The organism is Acinetobacter sp. (genome assembly GCF_050285345.1).
In the GTDB taxonomy this organism is placed as follows: domain Bacteria; phylum Pseudomonadota; class Gammaproteobacteria; order Pseudomonadales; family Moraxellaceae; genus Acinetobacter.
This window is the reverse complement of sequence record NZ_JBLZXR010000150.1, coordinates 1-22645: the sequence shown is the minus strand read 5'-3', so window position 1 is coordinate 22645 and position 22645 is coordinate 1. Positions and strand designations below refer to the sequence as shown.

General features: G+C 40.6%; 25 protein-coding genes and 1 pseudogene. 2 read left to right on the top strand and 24 right to left on the bottom strand.

What is annotated here, in order from left to right; translation table 11 throughout:
• Positions 1 to 14: 14 nt before the first annotated feature.
• The 23 genes from ACN6OV_RS13095 to ACN6OV_RS12985 form a co-directional block, all read right to left on the bottom strand.
• Entirely contained in the window at positions 15 to 446 is a 432-nt protein-coding gene (locus ACN6OV_RS13095) for an SRPBCC family protein (protein WP_427953619.1), read from the bottom strand.
• A gap of 26 nt (positions 447 to 472) precedes the next feature.
• A complete protein-coding gene (tadA, locus tag ACN6OV_RS13090) occupies positions 473 to 1024 on the bottom strand; it encodes a tRNA adenosine(34) deaminase TadA (RefSeq protein WP_427953617.1) in 552 nt (183 codons plus the stop codon).
• Between the two features lie 4 nt (positions 1025 to 1028).
• Positions 1029 to 2153 (bottom strand): enoyl-CoA hydratase/isomerase family protein, encoded by a 1125-nt coding sequence (locus ACN6OV_RS13085; RefSeq protein ID WP_427953615.1) that lies wholly within the window; start codon positions 2151 to 2153, stop codon positions 1029 to 1031.
• On the bottom strand, positions 2150 to 2863 hold the full coding sequence (ung, locus tag ACN6OV_RS13080) for a uracil-DNA glycosylase (RefSeq protein ID WP_427953613.1): 714 nt from the start codon (positions 2861 to 2863) through the stop codon (positions 2150 to 2152). Before ung ends, ACN6OV_RS13085 begins: the two co-directional genes overlap by 4 nt.
• 36 nt (positions 2864 to 2899) lie before the next feature.
• Positions 2900 to 3496 carry a 6-pyruvoyl trahydropterin synthase family protein gene (locus ACN6OV_RS13075; RefSeq protein ID WP_427953611.1) on the bottom strand — a complete coding sequence of 199 codons (597 nt, stop codon included), beginning with the start codon at positions 3494 to 3496 and terminating at the stop codon, positions 2900 to 2902.
• A 130-nt stretch (positions 3497 to 3626) separates the two neighbouring features.
• On the bottom strand, positions 3627 to 4574 hold the full coding sequence (gspK, locus tag ACN6OV_RS13070) for a type II secretion system minor pseudopilin GspK (protein ID WP_427953609.1): 948 nt from the start codon (positions 4572 to 4574) through the stop codon (positions 3627 to 3629).
• Between the two features lie 39 nt (positions 4575 to 4613).
• Positions 4614 to 5330 carry a type II secretion system minor pseudopilin GspJ gene (gene gspJ / locus ACN6OV_RS13065; RefSeq protein ID WP_427953607.1) on the bottom strand — a complete coding sequence of 239 codons (717 nt, stop codon included), beginning with the start codon at positions 5328 to 5330 and terminating at the stop codon, positions 4614 to 4616.
• Positions 5330 to 5707: a type II secretion system minor pseudopilin GspI gene (gene gspI / locus ACN6OV_RS13060; RefSeq protein ID WP_427953605.1), complete on the bottom strand. Its 378-nt coding sequence runs from the start codon at positions 5705 to 5707 to the stop codon at positions 5330 to 5332. Before gspI ends, gspJ begins: the two co-directional genes overlap by 1 nt.
• Positions 5697 to 6254 (bottom strand): type II secretion system protein, encoded by a 558-nt coding sequence (locus tag ACN6OV_RS13055; protein ID WP_427953603.1) that lies wholly within the window; start codon positions 6252 to 6254, stop codon positions 5697 to 5699. Before ACN6OV_RS13055 ends, gspI begins: the two co-directional genes overlap by 11 nt.
• Before the next feature lie 9 nt (positions 6255 to 6263).
• Positions 6264 to 6878 carry a TetR/AcrR family transcriptional regulator gene (locus ACN6OV_RS13050; RefSeq protein WP_427953601.1) on the bottom strand — a complete coding sequence of 205 codons (615 nt, stop codon included), beginning with the start codon at positions 6876 to 6878 and terminating at the stop codon, positions 6264 to 6266.
• A gap of 42 nt (positions 6879 to 6920) precedes the next feature.
• On the bottom strand, positions 6921 to 7694 hold the full coding sequence (locus tag ACN6OV_RS13045; protein WP_427953599.1) for a TatD family hydrolase: 774 nt from the start codon (positions 7692 to 7694) through the stop codon (positions 6921 to 6923).
• 31 nt (positions 7695 to 7725) lie between these two features.
• Entirely contained in the window at positions 7726 to 8067 is a 342-nt protein-coding gene (locus ACN6OV_RS13040; RefSeq protein ID WP_427953639.1) for a PilZ domain-containing protein, read from the bottom strand.
• 16 nt (positions 8068 to 8083) lie between these two features.
• Positions 8084 to 9067, bottom strand: coding sequence for a DNA polymerase III subunit delta' (locus tag ACN6OV_RS13035; RefSeq protein ID WP_427953597.1), 984 nt, complete (start codon positions 9065 to 9067; stop codon positions 8084 to 8086).
• A 13-nt stretch (positions 9068 to 9080) separates the two neighbouring features.
• The gene (kdsB, locus tag ACN6OV_RS13030) at positions 9081 to 9842 is read right to left on the bottom strand and encodes a 3-deoxy-manno-octulosonate cytidylyltransferase (protein ID WP_427953595.1); all 762 of its coding nucleotides are present in this window, start codon (positions 9840 to 9842) and stop codon (positions 9081 to 9083) included.
• A gap of 3 nt (positions 9843 to 9845) precedes the next feature.
• Positions 9846 to 10859, bottom strand: a complete 1014-nt coding sequence (gene lpxK, locus ACN6OV_RS13025) for a tetraacyldisaccharide 4'-kinase (RefSeq protein WP_427953593.1) — start codon at positions 10857 to 10859, stop codon at positions 9846 to 9848.
• A 3-nt stretch (positions 10860 to 10862) separates the two neighbouring features.
• The gene (gene msbA, locus ACN6OV_RS13020) at positions 10863 to 12590 is read right to left on the bottom strand and encodes a lipid A export permease/ATP-binding protein MsbA (protein WP_427953591.1); all 1728 of its coding nucleotides are present in this window, start codon (positions 12588 to 12590) and stop codon (positions 10863 to 10865) included.
• Complete coding sequence (locus ACN6OV_RS13015; RefSeq protein WP_180106242.1) at positions 12590 to 13012, bottom strand: ExbD/TolR family protein; 423 nt, start codon at positions 13010 to 13012, stop codon at positions 12590 to 12592. The genes msbA and ACN6OV_RS13015 overlap by 1 nt, the downstream gene beginning before the upstream one ends.
• Positions 13013 to 13025: 13 nt before the next feature.
• The gene (locus ACN6OV_RS13010) at positions 13026 to 13667 is read right to left on the bottom strand and encodes a MotA/TolQ/ExbB proton channel family protein (RefSeq protein ID WP_427953589.1); all 642 of its coding nucleotides are present in this window, start codon (positions 13665 to 13667) and stop codon (positions 13026 to 13028) included.
• A gap of 32 nt (positions 13668 to 13699) precedes the next feature.
• Positions 13700 to 14587 carry a ParB/RepB/Spo0J family partition protein gene (locus ACN6OV_RS13005; protein WP_427953587.1) on the bottom strand — a complete coding sequence of 296 codons (888 nt, stop codon included), beginning with the start codon at positions 14585 to 14587 and terminating at the stop codon, positions 13700 to 13702.
• On the bottom strand, positions 14584 to 15366 hold the full coding sequence (locus ACN6OV_RS13000) for a ParA family protein (protein ID WP_078193673.1): 783 nt from the start codon (positions 15364 to 15366) through the stop codon (positions 14584 to 14586). Before ACN6OV_RS13000 ends, ACN6OV_RS13005 begins: the two co-directional genes overlap by 4 nt.
• A 24-nt stretch (positions 15367 to 15390) precedes the next feature.
• Entirely contained in the window at positions 15391 to 16023 is a 633-nt protein-coding gene (gene rsmG / locus ACN6OV_RS12995; protein WP_078193674.1) for a 16S rRNA (guanine(527)-N(7))-methyltransferase RsmG, read from the bottom strand.
• Between the two features lie 84 nt (positions 16024 to 16107).
• On the bottom strand, positions 16108 to 16797 hold the full coding sequence (gene murU / locus ACN6OV_RS12990) for an N-acetylmuramate alpha-1-phosphate uridylyltransferase MurU (protein ID WP_427953584.1): 690 nt from the start codon (positions 16795 to 16797) through the stop codon (positions 16108 to 16110).
• Positions 16797 to 17810: an aminoglycoside phosphotransferase family protein gene (locus ACN6OV_RS12985; protein ID WP_427953582.1), complete on the bottom strand. Its 1014-nt coding sequence runs from the start codon at positions 17808 to 17810 to the stop codon at positions 16797 to 16799. The genes murU and ACN6OV_RS12985 overlap by 1 nt, the downstream gene beginning before the upstream one ends.
• 120 nt (positions 17811 to 17930) lie before the next feature.
• On the opposite strand from ACN6OV_RS12985, the gene ACN6OV_RS12980 reads away from it, so the two are divergent.
• On the top strand, positions 17931 to 20405 hold the full coding sequence (locus tag ACN6OV_RS12980) for an LPS-assembly protein LptD (protein WP_427953581.1): 2475 nt from the start codon (positions 17931 to 17933) through the stop codon (positions 20403 to 20405).
• Positions 20405 to 21712 (top strand): peptidylprolyl isomerase, encoded by a 1308-nt coding sequence (locus ACN6OV_RS12975; protein WP_427953580.1) that lies wholly within the window; start codon positions 20405 to 20407, stop codon positions 21710 to 21712. The genes ACN6OV_RS12980 and ACN6OV_RS12975 overlap by 1 nt, the downstream gene beginning before the upstream one ends.
• A gap of 166 nt (positions 21713 to 21878) precedes the next feature.
• On the opposite strand, the pseudogene ACN6OV_RS12970 reads toward ACN6OV_RS12975, so the two are convergent.
• Positions 21879 to 22559 (bottom strand): annotated as a pseudogene (locus ACN6OV_RS12970) (IS3 family transposase); the annotation flags it as partial.
• Positions 22560 to 22645: the final 86 nt, after the last annotated feature.

The window sequence follows — 22645 nt, the reverse complement described above, 5'->3', positions numbered from 1 at the left end:
CTTATCCACTTTGTTTATACGGTTTTTGCAAGTTTTGAAAAACCAATTTTAATCGCTGACTTCAGTTGTGCAAGGATTAATTGACTGACAAATGGTGCTCGTGCTTGTAATTCAATCGTATAGGTAACTAAAGTACGTGCTGAATCAAGGGCTTCAAACTGAATTACCCCCAAATGATGTTTAACCAATGGGTTTTTAATAATCTTATATTCAATACGTTGATTTGGTTCCAATACAGTAATTTGCTCTTGCAATGGTTTGACAGGACCAAAACCCATACGACGTACAGACCCCACGCCATCAGGGCGCTCAGGATCTGCTGAATCTTTTACCCGTACCACTTGTACAGGTGCAAAAGCAACATTATAAGTTGAGTGTTTTGATAACAACTCAAAAACTTGCGCAACCGGTGCATTAAATTCTTTTTTTACTTGAATCGATTTCATTGCCTACCCTATCTATTTTGACAATTTTAATTGTCAGCAGATTTTACCTGATTTTCAGGTGGATGTTCAGTAATGCTCGATTTTTCCTGTAATCTCAACAGTCGCTTCTGCTCTCGGCGCTTTTTAAAAAAAGTACTAAGCTGTGCAGAGCACTGTGCTTGTAGACAGCCTTGTTCAAAGCTAAATACATGATTATAATAGCCTGAATCCAATAATTGACGTGCACTAACCAAAGAGCCTGCTTTCGGTTCTGTGGCGGCAAAGACGACACGTTGAATTCTTGAATGAACCAATGCGCCGACGCACATGGTACAGGGCTCTAATGTAACGTAGAGTGTTGCATCAGATGGAAGGCGGTAATTATCGATATTTTGACAGGCCTGGCGAATGGCTTGTACTTCTGCATGTGCAGTCGGGTCTTTTAAAGAAATTGGCGCATTAAATCCTACACCAATCACTTTATTTTGACTCACAATGACAGCACCAACAGGAATTTCTTGTAATTCTGCAGCGAGTGCAGCCTGCTCATAAGCAAGCTGCATCCAATGTTCATCATTAAATTGTATTTCTTCAGACATGTACTTAGCGAATGACACCATAGTACTTCAGCAAGTCATTCCAGCTCTCAATATTGGTTAGCGGAGGATCTTCAGCCAAAATACCTTTAAGCGTCATATCTGTACCTTTTTTCCATTCTGGAGAAAGGTCCTTATCCACTAAACGAGCGCGCACACCTTCAACAAAGTCGGCATGACGAATTTTCCACTCTGAAATTTGAGTTTCCAGTTCAAACACTTCATTCCAAGAATGTACTTTCTTACCCCATTGCCATAATAACCACGTTAAAGCAGCAGTTGCAGGAGAACCCTTTTGCAGGTTCTCACTGGCTTGACGCAACCAGTCACTACGCGCATCACTTAAGCCAATAATAGACTCATAGTCATGCTCAAAACTATGCCCACGACAAACACTTTGAATCACATCCAGTGAGTTTTGGAGCGGCCCCGGCCCTACTGGGCGATGCAGGCTATTTAAAGTATCGTCAATCGCACGGAAGTCACCCGCTGGATAATGATCCCAATCAATATTCAGCACAGTTTCAAGCACATTATCACGCTGCGCATCACAAATATGTGTTGCCCAACCAATACCATAGGCACCTGCTGCAGTCATGATCGAACCAGTTAAACCGGTAAATAGACCCACTGCCCCACGATCTGCCAAAAAGCGCGTTGCGCCTACATCTGGATACAAGCCAATATTAATTTCAGGCATCGCCAAACGTGAATATGGAGTCACCAAACGAAACGGTGCTGCCATAAATAAACCAAGGCCGCCACCCATTACATAACCCTCCCCCCAAACCAATATAGGCTTGGCATAGTTATGTAATAACAAATCTAAAGCATATTCTTGCTTAAAAAATTTGTTCGCAGTTTCAGCTTCATCATTGATCACCAATTGACGAAGTTTACGAACATCCCCACCTGCACAAAATGCTTTAGGTGTCGTGGAATCCAACCAAATCGCTTTGATATCATTGTCATGTTCAAAATCCCTGAACACTTCCAATAAAGCAGTACAAATAGATTCATCTAATGCGTGAAGCGATTTCGGTCGATTCAGGCGAACAATGCGCCAACCATTTTTCGCTTCTTCGACAATCAGATCTGGGTGATAATTTTTTGAAACAGGAGAATAAGTCATGCGTCCAGCTGCCAGTCAATCGGCTCAATGCCATGTTGTTTAAGATAATTATTTGATTTAGAAAATACCTTACAACCAAAAAAACCACCACGGTTCGCAGCTAATGGAGATGGATGTGCTGCCTTAAGAACCAAATGTTTATTTTGATCGATACGTTGTCCTTTACGTTGTGCATATGCCCCCCAAAGGATAAAGACAATATGCTCACATTGCTCATTTAAAACATCAATCACATGATCGGTAAAATCCTCCCAACCACGTTTCTGATGAGAAGTTGGTTGCCCAGCTTCAACAGTTAAAACACTATTTAACAACAATACCCCTTGCTCTGCCCAGCGCGTTAAATCGCCATGCTTTGAAACAGGCACCCCAAGGTCTGTATTTAACTCATGGAAAATATTACGCAAAGAAGGTGGTAATGCAACCCCCTTTTGCACGGAAAAACTTAAACCATGCGCTTGATTTGGACCGTGGTAAGGATCTTGCCCCAAAATCACCACTTTTACATTGGCTAATGGTGTGGTATTGAGCGCATTAAAAATCAAGGCATTTGGTGGATAAATCACTTTATCCTGTTTCATTTCCTGTAACAGAAAGTCTTTTAATTCATCCATGCGTGGGCTGAGCAAAAACTCACTCAAACCATATTTCCAGCCCGCATCAAGCTGAACTTTTGCCAGTTTTGCTTGCTGCTGTTCTGTTAAAGACATTGCTTTCCCTAATCCTAATAAAACTAATATTTCAATTTAAAGTTTAACTTGCAAATCAACTGCTGGGTTCAAGAACTTCTGACCTTGCTTTAATTTTTCATACATTTGCGTGTCATTCCATTCAGCTTGAACCTGTTCAGAAAACACAATTTGATCGAGCTGCAATAAACCCATTTGTTGATTATCAATATCTTCTAAAAAGCTTTGCGCATAGCCGGTATCTGTTTCATGCACAATCACAGAATACACTTCTACATCGCCTTCACCATTTTGGGTTTCGGTCGATTTCAGCACTTGCTGTGCTAAATAGAAGAAAATTCGTGAAAACTGTTCCGCAGACGGTGAAACAGGTAAAGCTACCCAACGGGCACTGAATTGTTTGCAGGCTTGGATATATTCCGCATTATCATGCTGCCAAAAACAAATTGCATGATCAAAGCTATCAAATAAGTCTTTAATCACACCTTTGAGCAAGCCGAAGTCGTAGACCATTTGTCCATGATCGAGTTTCGATGCTTTAAGCAACAATTCAACTTTATAGCTGTGTCCATGAATGGAACGCTTGCAGCGGTCTGACGTGCAATTACGCACGATATGCGCATTTTCAAACTTAAATAACTTGCGAATTAACATATGTCGTAATGCAATCAAATAATCTATGGGTTCTTCTCGATTATAAAGCAAAAGCAAAGGAATAAGCATTAATTTTGCAGTTCAGCAAGATTGGCTAAACCCATCAAGAAAATTAAGGTCGATAAACACTTTAAAATGGCGCCATACTGCGATAGGTCACATAAACGTCTTTGTCTTTTCGTACCAAATCACTGCTAAATTGTCTTTTACGTTCATTCAACATGACTTCAATCTGTGCTTTAAAATAATTTGACTGCACACCAAGCTGATCATTCACAAGTTCTCGACTTTCCTGACTCACCTGTGAAAAAGGTTCGATTGTCCACACATCTGCAACATTTTCAAAATATTCAAATTTAGCGGCTTTTTGCTGCAATGCTTGCTCGACCGCATTGACATCTAAACGTTCATCCATACTGGCAAGAACAAAAGCTGGAGCAGTATTAATATTCACTGTGGTTTCATGTGCAGGTAAGCTACTGAGATAAGGTTCAATCAGCTTATATTTACCTCCATCAAAGCCACGCACAGATTTCAATTCTTCCACGCTATGAAATTTGGCATTTGGAGGTAGTGCAGCGTTTTGTAGTCCACGGTAATAGGTCAACTCCGCACCCATCGGGCCTGCATTTTCATCATCTTCATCTTGCCAGTCGATCACAGCTTGGCTGAGTTCAGCAGGCAATCCGACACGTTGCAAGATTTTTTCAAACCAGAGTTTAGCTTTCTCATTAACCTCACCTTGCTCACTCACTAAGCTATTGAGGTTAAATTTTCCAGATTCATCTTTGAGTACACCCGATACATAGCCATCTTCGACAGGAAATGCAGGCATCGGTTGTGCCCAACTTTCTTGTAGATGATCAACTTGACCTGCATTTTCTGCATCATTGACCAACAGTTCAGAAAAGAAAGCTTCCGCACTTTTGGCATAGAGCATGGACTGATTTTGGCGCATGACATAGGCAGTATTTTCTGAGGTGTTGGCTTGCTGTTTGGCAATGCTCGCAGCAACAATAGTGGCCAGTGCCACCATCATCAATATTGTCAGTAATGCAATACCCTGCTGCTTTTTCATAAATTTCGCCTTAATCTCTACAGCAATATGTTGTATTCATTATTTTTTCTGATCCAATAAATAGTCCGTGTTCAATAAACTATAGAGCCATTCGTAATCTGTACCATTAACCGTTAAACTTATTTTTATCCCACGTGGTAGTTGTTGTAAGGTCTGATCATTGGTTAAATCCATAGAAGAATCAGGCCAACTTTCTAGCTCGTTTGGATTAAGTACGCTAATTTTAAATTGTTCAACACCTTCGAGTAAAACACTCGAATCAGGCTGATCATGTCCAGTTTGGTTTAAATTTCGAAACTTTAAACGATAGAGCTTCTTTTCATCTGCTTTATATTGATATTCCACACGCTCATCCGGTGCAATTCCTTGATTCAGTGGATCCGTCACTCCAGATTTACTGAAATTAAAGCGACCGTTTTGCAATACCAATGCCGGTTGAATATCTCCGTTGATATTCGCGGTTAATGGAACCGCCTGAATCGTATCACGAAGGATTTGCTGATAGGCTTCTTGTAACTGGCTTAATTTTTCTTCATGTGTGGCATTGCGTTCTTTGACCTTGGACACATAGTCAAACACTTTCCAGCCTAATGCCAACAGCACTGCAAAAATTGCGATGGCAACCAACAGCTCCACTAAGGTAAAACCTGAGACACGATGAATTCGAGTAACACGCGAACGTGCTGCAAGTCCGAAAGCTGTGCTCGATGAGCGATAACGAGAGTGAGTTGGAGCTTTTTTAGTTTTTGGCTGCATTATTCTTCAACCTTATGATTAAAGAATACCAAACTGGTAATCCCTGCTTCAACATTGCCAGTATCTGCATTTAACAGACTAATCTGCACATCAATACGTTGCACATTCGGGCTAATCGTAGCTTGGGCTTTTTTATCAATTTGCCAACGCTCGCCTTGCTGTGTGACTTGCTTCGATGCCGTTCCTGACATCCACTCACGATTAATTTCCATCAAGGCAATTTCATTTAAGGCCACATATTGCGCCTTGGTTCTTAAAATGGCATGTGCAGTTGATTGCGTATATTGCATCGCAACATTGGTCAGTGCCATGGCTGCTGTCGCAAATATCGCGAGTGCGACCATGACCTCAAGTAAGGTAAATCCTTTAGCCTGCATTCACTTTACCTAGGTGATCAATTTCAATTTCACTCCCAATCGGCCTTTCTTCAAAAAAGAACTGGATGCGAACGGGTTTGACTTCACCATTTCCCAACCAAATTAATTTGGGCGCATTATTATTTAGCAAATCTGCATTCTCGGCATTTTGATAGTGCTGATCTAAAGCTTGAATGCTAAATGTGACATTTTCAGGTAATGTACGTGCCGAAAAATCTTTATAGTTTTGCCATTTATTATTTTGATTGAACAGACTGGCTTGCATGCGTTCTTGCTCAGGCAAATATTCCTGCACATGATAAAGACTTGAATTCACATCTGTGGCATTTTTTTGTTCTAATGCCAAGATTCTGGATTGATCATTGGCTTCGCGTAAAATTCGTTTCATATCTAAGATAAAAACTTCACGCGCTTGCATCGCTTTACGCTGATCGACTCCACCAATATTCAATAACACCAATGAAGCCATAATGCCCATAATCACAATCACCACCATCAATTCTACGAGGGTGAAGCCACGAACCGATGAGGGTGATGCTGTGTTCATAAGCAGCCTTTAAGCGAATTGAGCAACCGCATGGATTTGTTTTGGCATTGCGAGCGCTTGATCGATATAGGCCACACGCAAAGTATCGCGAGAACCTAAATAACGCTGATAAAAACTTGAATTCAAAATCGCGGCCGCACCGTGAGTCAACGACCAAATTGAAGCTAAATAATCACGTACTGGCATGTGACTTTGAATCGACTCCAGATAACGCTCGGTCATGCGAATAATTAAACGCAGACGCTGTTTACGCACCTGATACAGTTCGCTAAACAAGTGCTGAATCCCCACACCTGTCGTTGATAAGCGTTCTTCAATTTGATGAAACAGCACCGTACGTTCTGGGTGATGCAAATGATGCAACATAAAGAAAGCAAGGTGTTCTGGAAAGGCTTTGTCCGTATCCTTAATCATTTCCAATAACATGCGCTCATTACGAATAATCAGCAGCATGTATAATTCATCCTTACTCTGGAAATGCTTATACAGGGTTCCTTTTGCAAGGTCGAGCTCTGCCGCTAACGCATCAAGCGTCATCCCTGCTTCGCCATTTTCCAAGAGTAATTGTTCAGCGACTTGGAAAATTAAAGCTTCTCTTGCTCGAAACTGAGCCTGACGATCCATCTTCACCCTATACTCTCTTACTTTTATATCAATTCAAATTATTTATTTCAGATTGAGGAGGTTTTCAAAGTTTTGCATGGTTATGAAAGCCATCTCTTCAATTGACTTATCATATACATCACTTAAAGCTTTGGCTACATAAGGAACGTATTTTGGTTCATTAGACTTTCCTCTATATGGCATTGGTGCAAGGTATGGACTGTCGGTTTCAATCAGTACCCGATCCAGTGGCACTTGCTTCGCCACATCACGCAAATCTTGCGCATTTTTAAAGGAAACAATGCCCGAAAACGACACATAATAACCACAGTCTAAAACTGCTTTTGCCGTTTCCCAATCTTCCGTAAAACAATGCAAAATTCCATGCGTTGATTTTTCCGCTCGGATAATATCAACGGTATCATGCTTTGCCGAACGGGTATGTACAACTACAGGTTTTTTGACGGTTTGTGACGCATGGATATGACGTGCAAAACAGTCTTTTTGTTCTGCAATAAAATCGGTGCTATGAAAATAATCCAATCCTGTTTCACCAATCGCCCATACTTTTTCAGGTTGAGCAAGTTCCACAAGATAATCGACCGTCGCACGTGCCATCGTTGCTGGATCTTCACAAGGATGTACCCCAACTGAATAACCCACATCGGTATGACGTGCTGCAATTTTCGCAAGTTCAATATGGTCGTCTAGATCAACCGAGATACTCATAAATTTTGAGACCCCGGCTTGACGAGCCTGATCCAACGCTAAATCTAAATTACCATCGTATGGTGTTAGGTCTAGCATGGTTAAATGGCAATGGGTATCTACAAACACAATATGTACCTACAAGTCTTCACTGTTGTAACTACATAGTGTAACTTCTGCGGCCCTCAGATTTAAGTCCTGCAAGTAAACGTTCTGCTTCAGTTTTGAAATAAACGCCCTTTTCACCCGCCAATTGGATTCCAAAACCTTGTGGCTTAATGCCATTTTGTTTTTGTGAGATCCAAACCACTTTACCTGTAAGTGGAATTTTAATCGATTGTTCTGGCAAGGTTGCAAGTAGAAAAACCTCTTCTCCCATTTTCACAGGTTGCTTCGAAGGTACAAATATCCCACCACCTACAACATAAGGCATATAACTTGCGAATAAGGTTTCTACATCAGGAATATTGGCGTGAATAATCCCGCCCATACGTGGTTGCATCATGATTCCCCTTTTTCTAAATATTCATCAGTTTGATGCAAAGTTCATCTACGACCAGATTCCCCTGTACGTTCTGCTCAATAAACCGCTTCGACTGCTGCAATTCAGTATAAATATTAAAAAGTGCTTCTAGCGTGTACTGCTCCGCCAACGCACCAAAATCCAAATCAATATTTTTAATCGACTGATTTAGCTTGACACAAATTATATCGGACAACAAGTATTCAAACATTTGACTAAAATCACTAAAACTCAGTGCTTTATTCCACTTCGTCGCAATTGCCATCGGCATATTTTTTTGTATGACTAATTTTTGCCAATCTTGTAAAAATTCTTGGCGTAAATTCAGCCATTCACTATTTGCCAACTCTATCGCTTGCAAGGGCATTTGATTGGCCAGATTCATTAAAACCTGACGCTGTGTTTCACCACTGTCCGCTAAATGTTGCTGCAAATAATCTTGCGACATTGCCGGATCAATTCGATCTAAAGCATAGTGCTGCATACGACTGCGAATCGTAGCTGGTAATTTTAGATAATGCTCTGCCAGTAAAATAATTACAATCCGCTCGCCCGGTTCTTCCAGCGTTTTCAGCAAAGCATTGGCAGATGCAATATTGAGTGCTTCAGCAGGTTCAATCAGCACAACGCGCCAACCATCGACCGTTTGCTGAACAAATGGCAACAAATCTCGAATTTTTTCAATTTTGATTTTGGCGTTTTGCTTTTTATTGTCTTCATCAGTACTAATATGGACAAAATTTGGATGGGTATTTGACCTCAACCACTGACAACTGCCGCATTCACCACAAGGTTGTTTTAATTCATCACGTTTTTGACACAGCACCCATGCTAGAAATTGCTTAGCAAAGGCTTCTTTACCACAGCCTTTTTTCCCATACAGCAATACACCATGACCCAACCGCGGAAAACGTCCTGTTAAGGTTTCCCATATCGTCTGCTGCCAAGGATAAACTTGCGCCACAATTTCATTTTGCATATATCAATCAACCTTATTCGAAGTTTGAAACATCCATTTGATTCAAACGATCGAGATCGGCTTGGGTATCGACACCCGGCGGTAAATTTGCTTCAGCAACAGCGATAGCAATACGGCGTCCATTTTCTAGCACACGCAATTGCTCAAGGCTTTCCAGCTTTTCTAAAAGCCCCATATCCCAAGATACATATTCTTGTAACAGCTTCACACGATAGGCGTATAAACCAAGGTGACGATAGGCTTGGTCATGCAAAGTTTGCTCAGCCTGTTTTACTCCCTCACGATCGTATGGAATGGTTGCACGACTGAAATATAAAGCTTGGTTTTGTTTTGACATCACCACTTTGACGATGCTATCACGCTGAAATTCATCAAGGCTATGAATCGGCTCACATAGCGTTGACATCGAACAAGCAGGTTGGTCTTCTAACAACTGCGCCACTTGTTTCACCAATTGTGCCGGAAGTAAGGGTTCATCACCCTGTACATTGACGATAATATCTTCACTTGCCCAACCTTTAATACGTGCCACTTCACTTAAGCGATCTGTACCCGATGGATGATCCGCAGAGGTTAACACCACATCAACATCTTCAGCACGGCAAACTTCTGCAATACGCTCATCATCTGTCGCAACACATAAACCATCAAATCCTGCGACTTTTTTCGCTTGATCAACTACACGCAAAATCATCGGACGACCATGGATTTCAAGTAAAGGTTTACCCGGCAAACGTGAACTTGAAAAACGCGCAGGAATAACAATATGTTTCATAAATTAAATGCCTTCGGGAAGTTTTAGACCCAGTTGTTTCAACTGCTGATGCAAAGTTTCATAACATGCAGGTGATAACACTGCATCTACAGGAACAACCCATATTTCTCTTTTAAAATCTGGATTATTTTTCAGTAATGCTAAAATTTTAACTGCATCTTTTTCGGTGGTAATGATTGGATTGCTATCTTCAAACTGTAAATCATCCAATTCATATTCATAATGATCGGGAAATTCATGACATTGAAATTGATAAATACCCATGCTTTCGAGCGTGTTATAGAAGCGCTGAGGAAAGCCTATACCCACCACCGCATAAAACACTTTATTTGGATTAAATTCTGAGAAAATATCTTTATTTAATAAATACGGCGCTGCTGATTCCAAATGCATATTCAACGCTAAAGTCGGATGTTCTGCATGTTCAATCACTGTACCTGTCGCCAAACGACTTTTTGGCTCACGTAAATAACCTTCTGGCAAAAGCTTTTCATTGCCCAAGCCTCGGTTATTATCCAACACAATCCATTCAATTTGACGCTGTAAAGCCCAGTGCTGCAAGCCATCATCACAAATAATGAAATCTAATTCATGCTTAGCTAGCAACAATTCAATACTGTGTTGGCGGTTAGGCCCAACCGCCATCGGCACACCTGTTGACTGGACAATTAAGGTTGGCTCATCGCCCACCACATCGGCTTTGGATTCTAAATCCACATAAGCGGGAAATGGACCTTTACCACCATAACCACGACTGATCACACCGACACGGATATCGAGGCTAGTTAAATAACTCACCAAGTGAATCAGTAAAGGGGTTTTTCCACTACCACCAACGGTAATATTACCAATCACCATTACAGGAATCGGTGCTTTATAACTCGATTTATAGCTCAATTGATAGAGCTTATGATTAAGCAAGAAACCAGCGCGATATAACCACGACAACGGTCGAAACACAATGAGCCACTTTGCCTGACTATTCCAAGCATCCTGAATCATTTGTGCAACTGACATGGCTTAGTTTTCCTCAAAATTACGCTGATGAAGTTGGAAGTAAGCACCTTTGTGTGCGATTAATTCCACATGCGTACCTTGTTCAATAATACGCCCTTTATCCATCACCACAATACGGTCTGCATTTTCAATGGTCGATAAGCGATGAGCAATGACAATCGTGGTTCGATCTTGCATCGCCGCATCAAATGCTCTTTGAATATAATATTCAGATTCGTTATCGAGTGCGCTGGTTGCCTCATCCAAAATAAGGATCGGTGCATTTTTTAAAATGGCACGCGCAATCGCAATACGCTGACGCTGACCACCTGACAAATTCAAGCCTTGTGCACCCAGTGGCGTGTCATAACCCTGCGGCAACTCCATAATAAAGTCATGTGCAAATGCTGCTTTTGCTGCGGCAATCACTTGCTCATCGGTGGAATTTTCCAACTGGCCATAGGCAATATTTTCACGCACTGTGCGGTTAAATAGCACGACTTGTTGGTTAACCATGGAAATTTGAGTTCGCAAACTATTTAACTCAATATCTTGAATATCCTGCTGATCAAGCAGCAATTGACCCGAACTCACATCTTGATAGCGTACCAATAGATTAACCAACGAAGTTTTGCCTGCACCTGAACGCCCAACTAAGGCTACAGTTTCACCCGCTTTGACTTTTAAATTAAAGTCATGGATCGCATGATGACCATCGGCATAAATTAAATTAACGTTATTAAATTCAATATTACCTTTCAATACAGGTGTGAGTGTGCCGTTATTCACTTCTTCTGGCATATCCAGCAATTCAAATACTGAATAAGCTGCCGCCATACCACGTTGCAATTTTTCGTTGACATCTGTTAGGGTTTTAATCGGCTTACTGAGCATACCTGCCGCAGTAATATAGGCCACAAATTCACCGGCAGAAGTATCACCCATTATCTGTGGACGTAATGCAATAAACATCACAATACTCAGCGCAATGGACATGATCAACTGTACAATCGGACTGTTTAACTGCTGTACCACCACCATTTTTAAACCGCGACGCAAGTTCTCCATTGAACTGTCATGGAAGCGCTTTTGTTCGTAGTCTTGCCCAGCAAAGCCTTTAACCACCAAATTCCCTTGCACTGTCTCTTGTACGATATGGTTTACATCCCCCATAGTACTTTGAACTTGCATAGATAATTTACGCATGCGTTTAGCAGCTTTACGAATAATCACCCCGATAATTGGGCCAAAAATCAAAATACATAGGGTTAAACGCCAGTTGGAATAGAACAGATATCCCAACAGCGCAATCGTAATCAAACCTTGCTGTACAATCGTTTTGATTGACTCAGATGATGCAGCCGTCAACTGCTCAACGTTGTACATAATTTTCGCAGTGATATGACCACTCGAATTATCTAAATAATATTGTGAAGGTAGGCGCATTAATTTAGCGAATACCAACTGACGAATATTAAAAATCAAATTTCGTGAAATAACCGCGGTGAAATATCCTCCCATGAACAAACCTACACCACGGAAGAACATTAACAGCACCACCAATAATGGAAATAGCGCGGTAAAGCTTTGATCCTTGTTTTGAATCGCTTCAATAATGCGTTCTAAAAGCTTTGCGACAGAAACCTCTGTCGCCGCATTAATACTGAAACCCAACAATACAAGCAGGCCGATGCCCCAAAAAGGTTTTAAATAACTTAATAGGCGTAGGTAGACCTTAAAATCGTGCTTCACTAATAACCTCGAGTTGGTACTTTGGTACTGATGTTGACATTAACAAATCCAAGCTGACCTGCAACATCCATCACCCGAATCACATCTTGATGTGTTGCTTTTGCATCTGCGGCAATCACAAACATTAAATCACGACGATCATTGGAAATCTGTTTAATTGCCGTATTTAAATCAGAAACTTCTTTGCTGGCGAGCGACTGACCATTCACTGAGTAATGCCCAGTCGAATCGACCACCACTTCCACCTTCTGATCATAGTTCTTTGGCGGTACACCCTGTGCATCTGGCAAGGTCAAGTTCATACGACTCATCTGATTAAAGGTGGTCGAGAGCAACAAGAACACCAAAATAAACATCAGACAGTCAATCATCGGAGTAAGGTTGATATGCACATCTTCAACCTGACGACGTTTAAATTTCATGCGCAGTCTCCATTCAGCTAGCTTTCTGAATGTCCTGATATTCTACTTCAGGCGTTTTTTGATAAAACAAGGCTGCATGGAACAACGTAGACTGCTGCTCAAGTTCTGCAACATATTCTTGAACCAAACGTTGGAAATAACGGTGAGCAAATAATGCCGGCACTGCAATCAACATCCCTGCCGCAGTCGTGATCAAAGCTTTTGAAATCCCCGGCATCATCAATACTGGGTCACTATTGGTCCCAATATCAATCATTAAAAAGGCTTCAATGATACCGATCACCGTACCTAAAAGCCCCAATAATGGCGCTACAGCACTCAACGTTCCTAAGAAGTTGATATTTTTTTCCAAATAACCAATTTCTTGCGAAGCAGTCACTTCCATTTGCGCACGCGCATATTGCTCTGATTGAGCTTTACTTGCATAACCAGCATCAAGCACACGACCGAGTGTACTTTGCTGTAGTGCTGGACTTTGTTTTAGTTGCTGCACCACATCTTTAACCGATGCGTTGGCATGCATCATCAAGTCATTTGGTAGCACCATTGATTTTTTTAAACGAATAAAACGTTCAATCGTGATCGCTACGGTAAAAATCGAGCAAATAATGAGTGGGATCATTAACCACCCACCCGCTTTGACTAATTCCCACATTTGATTTTCCCCAATAAATTCAAATTAAAAAATTATTCAGCCAGACAAATATTTAAAATGCCGTCCAACTCTTCAAGGGTATGGTAGCTAATCACCAGCTTGCCCTTCCCTTGTTTATTATGATCAATTTTCACATCTGCACTGAAACGATCAGAAAGACGTTGCGTCAATTGTTGTATGTCTGATGAAACAGATGCTTTGGTTTTTTGTTGTTTTGGTGCATTCAAATCACGAACAAATTGTTCGGTTTGACGTACAGACATACTTTTTTCAATCACCATTTCAGCCACTTTAAGCTGATCTTTGGCTTTCAAGGTTAAAATTGCACGTGCATGGCCCATATCGAGCAAGCCTTGCTGCATAAACTCTTTGACTTGATCTTCCAAAGACAATAAACGCAATAAGTTACTGATGGTGGTCCGTGCTTTACCGACGGTATCGGCAATTTCTTGATGACTTAAACCAAATTCATCATGAAAACGCTGTAAAGCCATCGCCTGATCGATTGGATTCAAATCTTGACGTTGAATGTTTTCAATCAAAGCCAAGGCAATGGCAACTTGGTCACTCAAGTCACGAACAATTGCCGGAACTTCAGTCAAGCCTGCCAATTGTGCAGCACGCCAACGACGTTCACCGGCAATAATTTCATAAGGATGTTTTTCGTCTTCTACTGGACGAATCACAATCGGCTGCATCACGCCATGTTTTTCAATCGATGCTGCAAGCTCTTGTAAATCCTGTTCTTTAATGAAACGACGTGGCTGATATTCACCACGTTTCAATAAATGAACATCAATCTGCTTAAGCTGACCATGATCTAAAGCTTTTGCTTCGAGCTGTAGTTTTTCTTTTTGGATTGAACCGAGTAAGGCATCCAGACCACGACCTTTAGCCAGTCCGCGTTTTTTGACGGTCATGCTTTAGTTCCTTTTTTTACTTTGGTTTTTTTCAACACTTCAGCTGCCAGATTAAGGTAGGCAACTGCACCCTTCGAGCTTTTTTCAAAATAAATTACCGGCAATCCATGCGCAGGCGCTTCGGCCAAACGAATATTTCGTGGAATCACCGTATCGTAAAGTTTCTGACCGAAATATTGTTCTAACTCAGCAGAGACATCACGGGTTAAGGCATTACGCGCATCGTACATGGTGCGTAGTACACCAACGATTTCTAAATCTGGGTTGAGTGCTTGTTGGATACGATCAATGGTCTGGGTTAAATCTGCCAAGCCTTCCAAGGCATAGTATTCGCACTGCATCGGAATTAATACACTGCGTACAGCAGCCAAGGCATTCACCGTAATAAGACTTAAACTTGGTGCGCAATCGACAATGATATAATCGAAGTCTTTTTCAACTTGTGCCAAAGCTTCACGCAAAATAAACTCACGACCATCCTGATCCGCAATCGCCAGTTCTACACCCGCCAAATCTCGGTTCGCACCTAAAACCTTATAACCCACTTCTGCTTTATAAATGGCAGTTTCAATCGGCACTTCGCCAAGCAGCACATCCGTAACAGAGTACAACAAATCATTTTTTTGAATGCCCGACCCCATCGTAGCATTCCCTTGTGAATCCATATCCACAAGTAAAACTCGTTTTTTTAAAATGGCCAATGAAGCTGCTAAGTTTACAGCAGTTGTGGTTTTACCTACGCCACCCTTTTGGTTTGCAATCGCAATAATTTGAGCCATGGTAACCCCAGTCCTTTGAAAATTTTAAATACGTTTTAAAAAGATTAAATGGCGTTGTTCATCCAGACGTGGAACTTTTAACGCGACAATATCAATTTTGAACTCAGTTTTGAGCATCTCGACTTCTTCTTCAGGAATTAAACCTTTCATTGAAGCAATGATGCTTTGCTCATGCATATACGGTTTCGATGCATCGACAAAATCCGTTAATGATGCAAATGCACGACTGGTGATGACATCGAACTGACCGAGCTCATGAATACTGTTTTCATTTTCAACGCGTGTTTGTACTGCAATGACATTTTTTAGTTTTAAGTCAGCAATAAATTGTTTTAAGAATCGAATTTTTTTACCGTTTGCATCCAATAGAACACATTCACGTTCTGGCTGACACAAGGCAATGATCATGCCCGGCATACCACCGCCCGTACCAATATCCAATAATCGACCTGCAGGCAAATCATTGAGAATACTTAGGCTATCCAATAAATGCTTGACCAGCATTTCTTTCGGATCACGAATTGCGGTTAAGTTATACGCTTTGTTCCACAGCACTAAGGCATCTTGGTATTTCAGCAATAGATTTAATGCTTCTTCACTCAAATCTAAGCCAAGCTTCTGACTACCTTGCTTTAAGTCTTGAAAAAAAGGATGCATAAAGAAGACATCTCAATAAAAATTAACTGAAGTATACCGATTTCTAAGCCGTGGAACAGTAGCTAACGCTTAGCGAATATGCACTTAAGCGTACATGCCCTGACGAATCTGTAGATCTAGATCACTTAATCGCTCAGGTGTGCCAACATCTACCCAAGCTGCTTGCATTTTTTCTGCAGAAATTTTTCCGTCTAGCATCGCATTTTTTAATAATGGAGCTAAAGGTCGTTTTCCTGCATCCAAACCATCAAACATTTTTGGGTTAATGACCGCTACGCCACTATAAGTCAGTGCCTCACCTTGTTGTCCTTGCTCAAAGGTATAACTACGCCCATTTGCCAAGATAAAATCGCCTTTGGGATGTTGAGCAGGATTAGTGACATAAACAAGATGTGCAAGATCTGCACCTAAGTTCACATTCAGTAAGGATGAAAAATCAAAAGTTGTCCAAACATCACCATTCACCAAAATAAATGGCTCTGTCCCAAGCAAAGGTAAAGCATTAATAATGCCACCTGCTGTTTCTAAACCTTCTGCTTCACGTGTCCAGCGAATAGTAACGCCAAATTTAGAACCATCACCTAAGGCGCCAATCAACACATCGGCTAGCCAAGCAGAATTGATAATAATTTCAGTCACGCCAATTTTTTTGAGTTTTTCAATATGCCAAACAATCAGTGGCTTTCCACCCACTTCAAGCAAAGGCTTGGGCTTATATAATGTTAAAGGACGCATCCGGTTGCCTAGACCCGCCGCTAAAATCATGGCTTTCATTATGCAACAACCTCGTAACTACCGTATTTAGCTTCAAATTTCGGCAATACTTTAGCTTGAATAAACTGCATAAATGGTTGTAGTTCTGCATACGGCTTACTTTCTTCAAGTAAATACCACATCACACGAGGTAAATCTTTCAAGTAGCCTGATTTACCATCACGCTCAAACAAACGAACAAAAATACCCAAAATCTTGATATGACGTTGAATCGCCATCAGGTCAGCATCTTGTTTAAATTGTTCAAAGTCACGACCTTCTTTTGCCGACGCAGGTAACAAGTCATAAAACACTTTAAACCAACCATACACACGTTCAGCATTCCACTGCACATAAGCGTCTCGAGTGATTGAAATAAGGTCATAAGTATCCGCACCAATCACTGCATCTTGGAAATCAATGACACCTTGATCTTGCTCACCATCGAGCATCATTAAATTACGACTATGGAAATCACGATGCACGATGACTTGTGGTTGTGCCAAGGCAGCATTGGCTAAAATCGCAAAGGTACGCTTAATTAAAGCCGACTCTTCGGTAGTTAGTTGAATTTGTAATGAAGGCAATAACCAATCAGTTAAAAGCTCCATTTCAGAAATCAGCTTTTCATAAGCATATTCTGGAAAGTGGTTCACACCATCAATTGACTGTAATTGAATCAACTGTTTAAAACTTTGTGCGTAATGTGCGTCTACTGTTTGATCATTGAGCAACGTCGACAGTAAAACATCACCAAAATCTTCCAGCAATAAAAAGCCTTGCTCTAGATCTTTTGCCACAATATGGGGTACACGAACGCCATTCGCATCAAAAAATTCATCAATCGTCACAAAAGGCACACAATCTTCTTTTTCTGGTGGTGCATCCATCAGCATAAATGTTTTATTATTCAACTTGATTCGTGCATAACGACGGAAACTTGCATCGCCTGCTAGAAAGTTAATTTCAAATTGATCTGAACCAAGTACAGATGAAATCCATGTTTGTATCAATTGTTCACGTTGTGTATTCATTTGCGATAAATTCTAATACAGGCTGAGTTTTTAAAGTGCTAAGTGTAGCTACTTATCAACTTTTTCTCTATGATGCGACAATAATTAATTGCGATTAAGCATACCTGGTTAATGAGACAAATGAAGCATCAGTTTAAATTTAATCCTTTAGCGACTGCGATCTTAACCCTTCTATGTGGTAGCTCGTTACCAAGCTATGCAGCACCTGCGACAAACGCGTCTACGGATGACGAAACAGAACAACTGAAGCAGACAATTTCTGAGGCTTACCCGGGCCAGCAGTTTTTTGAACAATATTATGTCGACAAATCTACGCCTGAAGCACAACTTCGAAATACCAATCAATTAAGTTCAGCCTTTTGTAGTGGCACGTGGATTACACCTATCGCACCAACCACCAAAGCAGTTGCAGCTGAAGAAGCAACATCGACTATTACAGCAGATTATGGTCACTTTGACCCGAATGGCGACTCGGTGTTGGAAGGCAACGTAGTCATTGACCAAGAAGGTCGTCAAATTCGTGCAGATCAAATCAAAATTGATAAAACCCAAACCTATGCCAATGCATCTGGCCGTGTGCAAATGGCACAGTCTGGGCTTATTTCACAAAGTGATTCAATTGATTACAACTTAAAAACCCAACAAGGCGATTTAAATAACAGTTTCTTTATTGCTGAAGCGCAACATGCACATGGCCGTGCAGAAAAAATTGCCCGCACATCGACAGAAACACTTGAACTTGAAAATGCGGAATACACCACCTGCCCACCGAATGAAAAACCAACTTGGAAAATCCAAGCGGATAAAATTAAGCTCAATCAAGAAACAGGACGTGGTGAGACCAAAGGTACAAAACTTTATGTCAAAGATGTGCCGGTCATGGCTGTACCGTATTTCAACTTTCCGATTGATGACCGTCGCACTACAGGTATCTTGACCCCAAGTTTTGGTTTTACCAATGATGGTGGTGTGGAACTTGCTGTTCCGGTGTATCTCAACCTTGCGCCAAACTATGATGCCACCGTAACGCCACGCTATATTGCAGACCGTGGCCCAATGATGGAAGGTGAGTTTCGCTATCTGACTGAAAACTTCGGTTCAGGCATGATCTGGGGTGGTTATTTACCCTCCGACCAAAAATATGATGATCAAGATCGTAAAGACTTGCATTTTCTACATAACTGGAAAATCAACGATCAATTCACCACCAATCTTGAATATAACTACGCATCAGATAAAGACTATTTTTCAGACCTAAATAACAATCCAAACTCAAAAACTGATCTTAACTTACGTCGTGCTTGGGAGCTGAATTATCGCAATGGTATCCCGGGCTTAAAAGCTCAACTTAAAGTTGAAGATTTCCAAACTTTGGATAAAACCGTAAGTGATGAAGACCGTCCTTATGCACGTTTACCTCAATTCTTATTAAACTATAAAACAGGTAATCCTTTAGGCTTACAATACGAGTTTAATAATGATACGGCATATTTTAAAAAGAATATAAATAATGTTGGTAGTCAAACTCCTAATAATGAAAATCAAGGCATTTACCAACCTAGCGGCACACGTATTTATAACGATTTGAGTGTGCGTTACAATTATCGCAACCCATGGTCATTTGTGATTCCGGAAGTATCTATTCGTAATTTAAATACAATTTACGACCAAGATACAATCAATGCACAAAACATTAATTCATCGAATGAAAGTCAATCAATTGTTGTTCCTCAATTTACGTTGGATACAGGTATTGTTTTAGAAAAAGAAGGTCGTTTCTTACAAACTTTAACCCCACGCCTCTTCTATGCGTATTCACCATATGAAAATCAAGACAACAACCCGAATTTTGACACAACAACTGCTTCAATTAACTATGATCAATTGTTCAGCCCACGCCGTTTCTATGGCAATGACCGCTTAGAAGACAATAACTTTGCTTCCCTCGGCCTAAGCTATAGCTTATTTGATGATGTGGGTCTGGAACGTTTAAAGGCAAGTGTCGGTCAAAGTTTCTACTTTGAAGATCGCCGCGTAACCTTAAATCATGAATCCGATGAATTTGACCGTGAAAGCCGCACCGGCCCAGTTGTCAGTTTATCTAGTCAACTCTCTGACCGTATTAGCGTTAATGCAAACTCTGCTTGGATGTCGAATGGGGATAACGCACAGCGCGATATCCAAATGTATTATGCTGGAAATAAAGGCAATTTATACAATGTCGGTTATTTCTATCGTAAAGACATTCCTAACCGTCAAGATAGTTATGATCAGGCTGTTGCATCATTCATTCAACCTGTACACAACAACTGGCGCATTATCGGCCATGCCCAATACGACCTCGACAATAGCGTTGCGCGCGAATACTTGCTTGGGGTGAACTATGAGTCATGCTGTTGGGGTGTTTCGGTGTATGGCCGCTCGTACTATAACGATTTAGACAATGTCACATCTTCAGATGTAAAACCAAAACGCGCCATTATGGCTGAAATCACCTTGAAAGGTTTAGGTGGTTTCAACAATAAATTAACCTCTTTGCTTGAAAACCGAGTTTTAGGTTTTAACAATATTAATCAATCTTGGACAGAACGTTAATGAAGACAAAACAGTTAAAACAAATTTTTAAAGCGTCAGCCTTGGCACTTTGCCTTTCTACTTCAATGTCAGTTTTTGCTGCTGCGCAACCTAAAGATGAAATTGTAGCTGTTGTTGACAATAGCGTGATCCTACGCAGTGATTTAGATCAAAGCATTGCCGAGATTACTCATCAACTTCAGTCTAAGAAACAAACTGTTCCACCAGTTGAATATTTACAGCAACAGGCTTTAGAGCAACTGATTACTCGTCAGGCGCAGCTTGAACAATTGAAACGCTACAACGTTAAAGCAGATGAAAAAGCATTGAATGAAGCTGTATTAAAAGTAGCTAAAGATTCAGGTTACTCAAGCCTTGAAGCATTCCAACAAAAGCTTGATGCTGCCGCACCTAATACCTATGCTTCTTTACGTGCACGCATTGCAGAAGATATCGCATTACAACGTCTACGCCAACAATTGGTCACTTCACGCATTCAAATTAGTGAACAAGATGTAAAAAACTTCTTAAGTTCACCACAAGGTCAAGCAGCACTTGGCAACCAAGTACACGTCTTACATATTCGTGTCTCAGGTAATGAAAATGCCATTAAAGTTGCTGAAGATGTACGTAAAGAACTTGCCAATACCAACGATGTCAAAGCACTGAGCAACAAATTCAGCAGCAAAGATATTAGAGTAGATGCTGCTGACATGGGCTTCCGTAATTTATCTGAAATCCCAGATGAACTCGCTGCACGCGTTGCGCCATTGCAAGTAGGCCAAACCACTGAACTAATCACCGTGCGTGATGGTGTGCATGTATTAAAACTAATTGATCGCAAAGGTGCTGAACAAAAAGCCATTGTTCCACAATATCAAACCCGCCACATTTTGATTCAACCATCTGAAGTGGTCAGCCCAGAAAATGCGAAGCAAATGATTGACAGTTTGTATTCTCGCCTCCAAAAAGGTGAAGACTTCGCCGTACTTGCCTCAACTTTTTCAAATGACACAGGTTCTGCTACCAATGGTGGTAGCTTAGGTTGGGTTAGCCCGGGTGTCATGGTTCCTGAGTTTGAAGCACAAATGAAAGCAACACCGAAGGGAGAGTTTAGTAAACCCTTCCAATCGCAATTTGGATGGCATATTCTCCAAGTGACAGATACACGTCAGCAAGACATGACACATGAAGTGCAAGAGCGCATGGCACGTCAAATTTTAGGTGAACGTCAATTCGATACTGAATTAGATAGCTGGTTACGTGAAATTCGCAACAATGCCTATGTTGAAATTAAAGATCCTGCTTTAGAGCGAAATAAAAAGTAAGAATTAAAAAACCAGCTTCGGCTGGTTTTTTTTATGATATTTATCATCATTTTATTTAATTCTTCTTAACTCTATACACTGTGATGTGCACTATCAGATCAAATAATAAATAAGGAATAAAAAAAACCTCCCTTTTGAACTGAACCCCAAATCTTGGACAGTTTAGTTAACAATAGGATTGAGTTCTGAATTGAACAGGGCTCAATCCTTTTAATTTTAGTTGTATTCTTTCATGATTATAATAATGGATGTAATCATGAATTTGTTGTTCTAATTCCTCGATACTTTTGGGTTTCTCAAGATAAATCGTCTCTGATTTTAATGTCCCAAAGAAATTCTCCATCAAAGCATTATCCCAACAATTTCCTTTTCTACTCATACTCTGCTTAATATTATTCTGTTTAAGAATCTTCCTAAACTGACTCATTTGATAATGCCAACCTTGGTCGGAATGTAGCATAAGCTTATATTTGCGTATGCTGGGTAATTGGCCTATTGCTTGATCAAGCATGTCTTTAACAAATGCAAATACTGGGCGTCTGGAAAGTGTATAACTCACAATTTCATTGTTGTAACAGTCTAAAATTGGGGATAAATACAGCTTCGTATCCGCAACTTTAAATTCCGTTATATCTGTCAGCCAACGCATATTCGAGTGTTTCGCTTTAAATCTACGTTTGAGTTTATTTTTAACTATTTTGTTCGATGTACCTTTGTAAGAATTGTATTTCTTACGTCGAATTAATGATGTTAAACCTTGAATTTTCATGAGTTTGGCAATTAATTTGTGATTATGCGTAATTCCTTGCTGTTTTAAAGCTAAGGTAATTCGTCGATAACCATATCTACCTTTATGTGTACTAGCTCAAATCCGATCTGACAGTTACCCATTTTTTAGTGTGCCTGTCAGGTTAAATTTGGGCTAAATTTTTC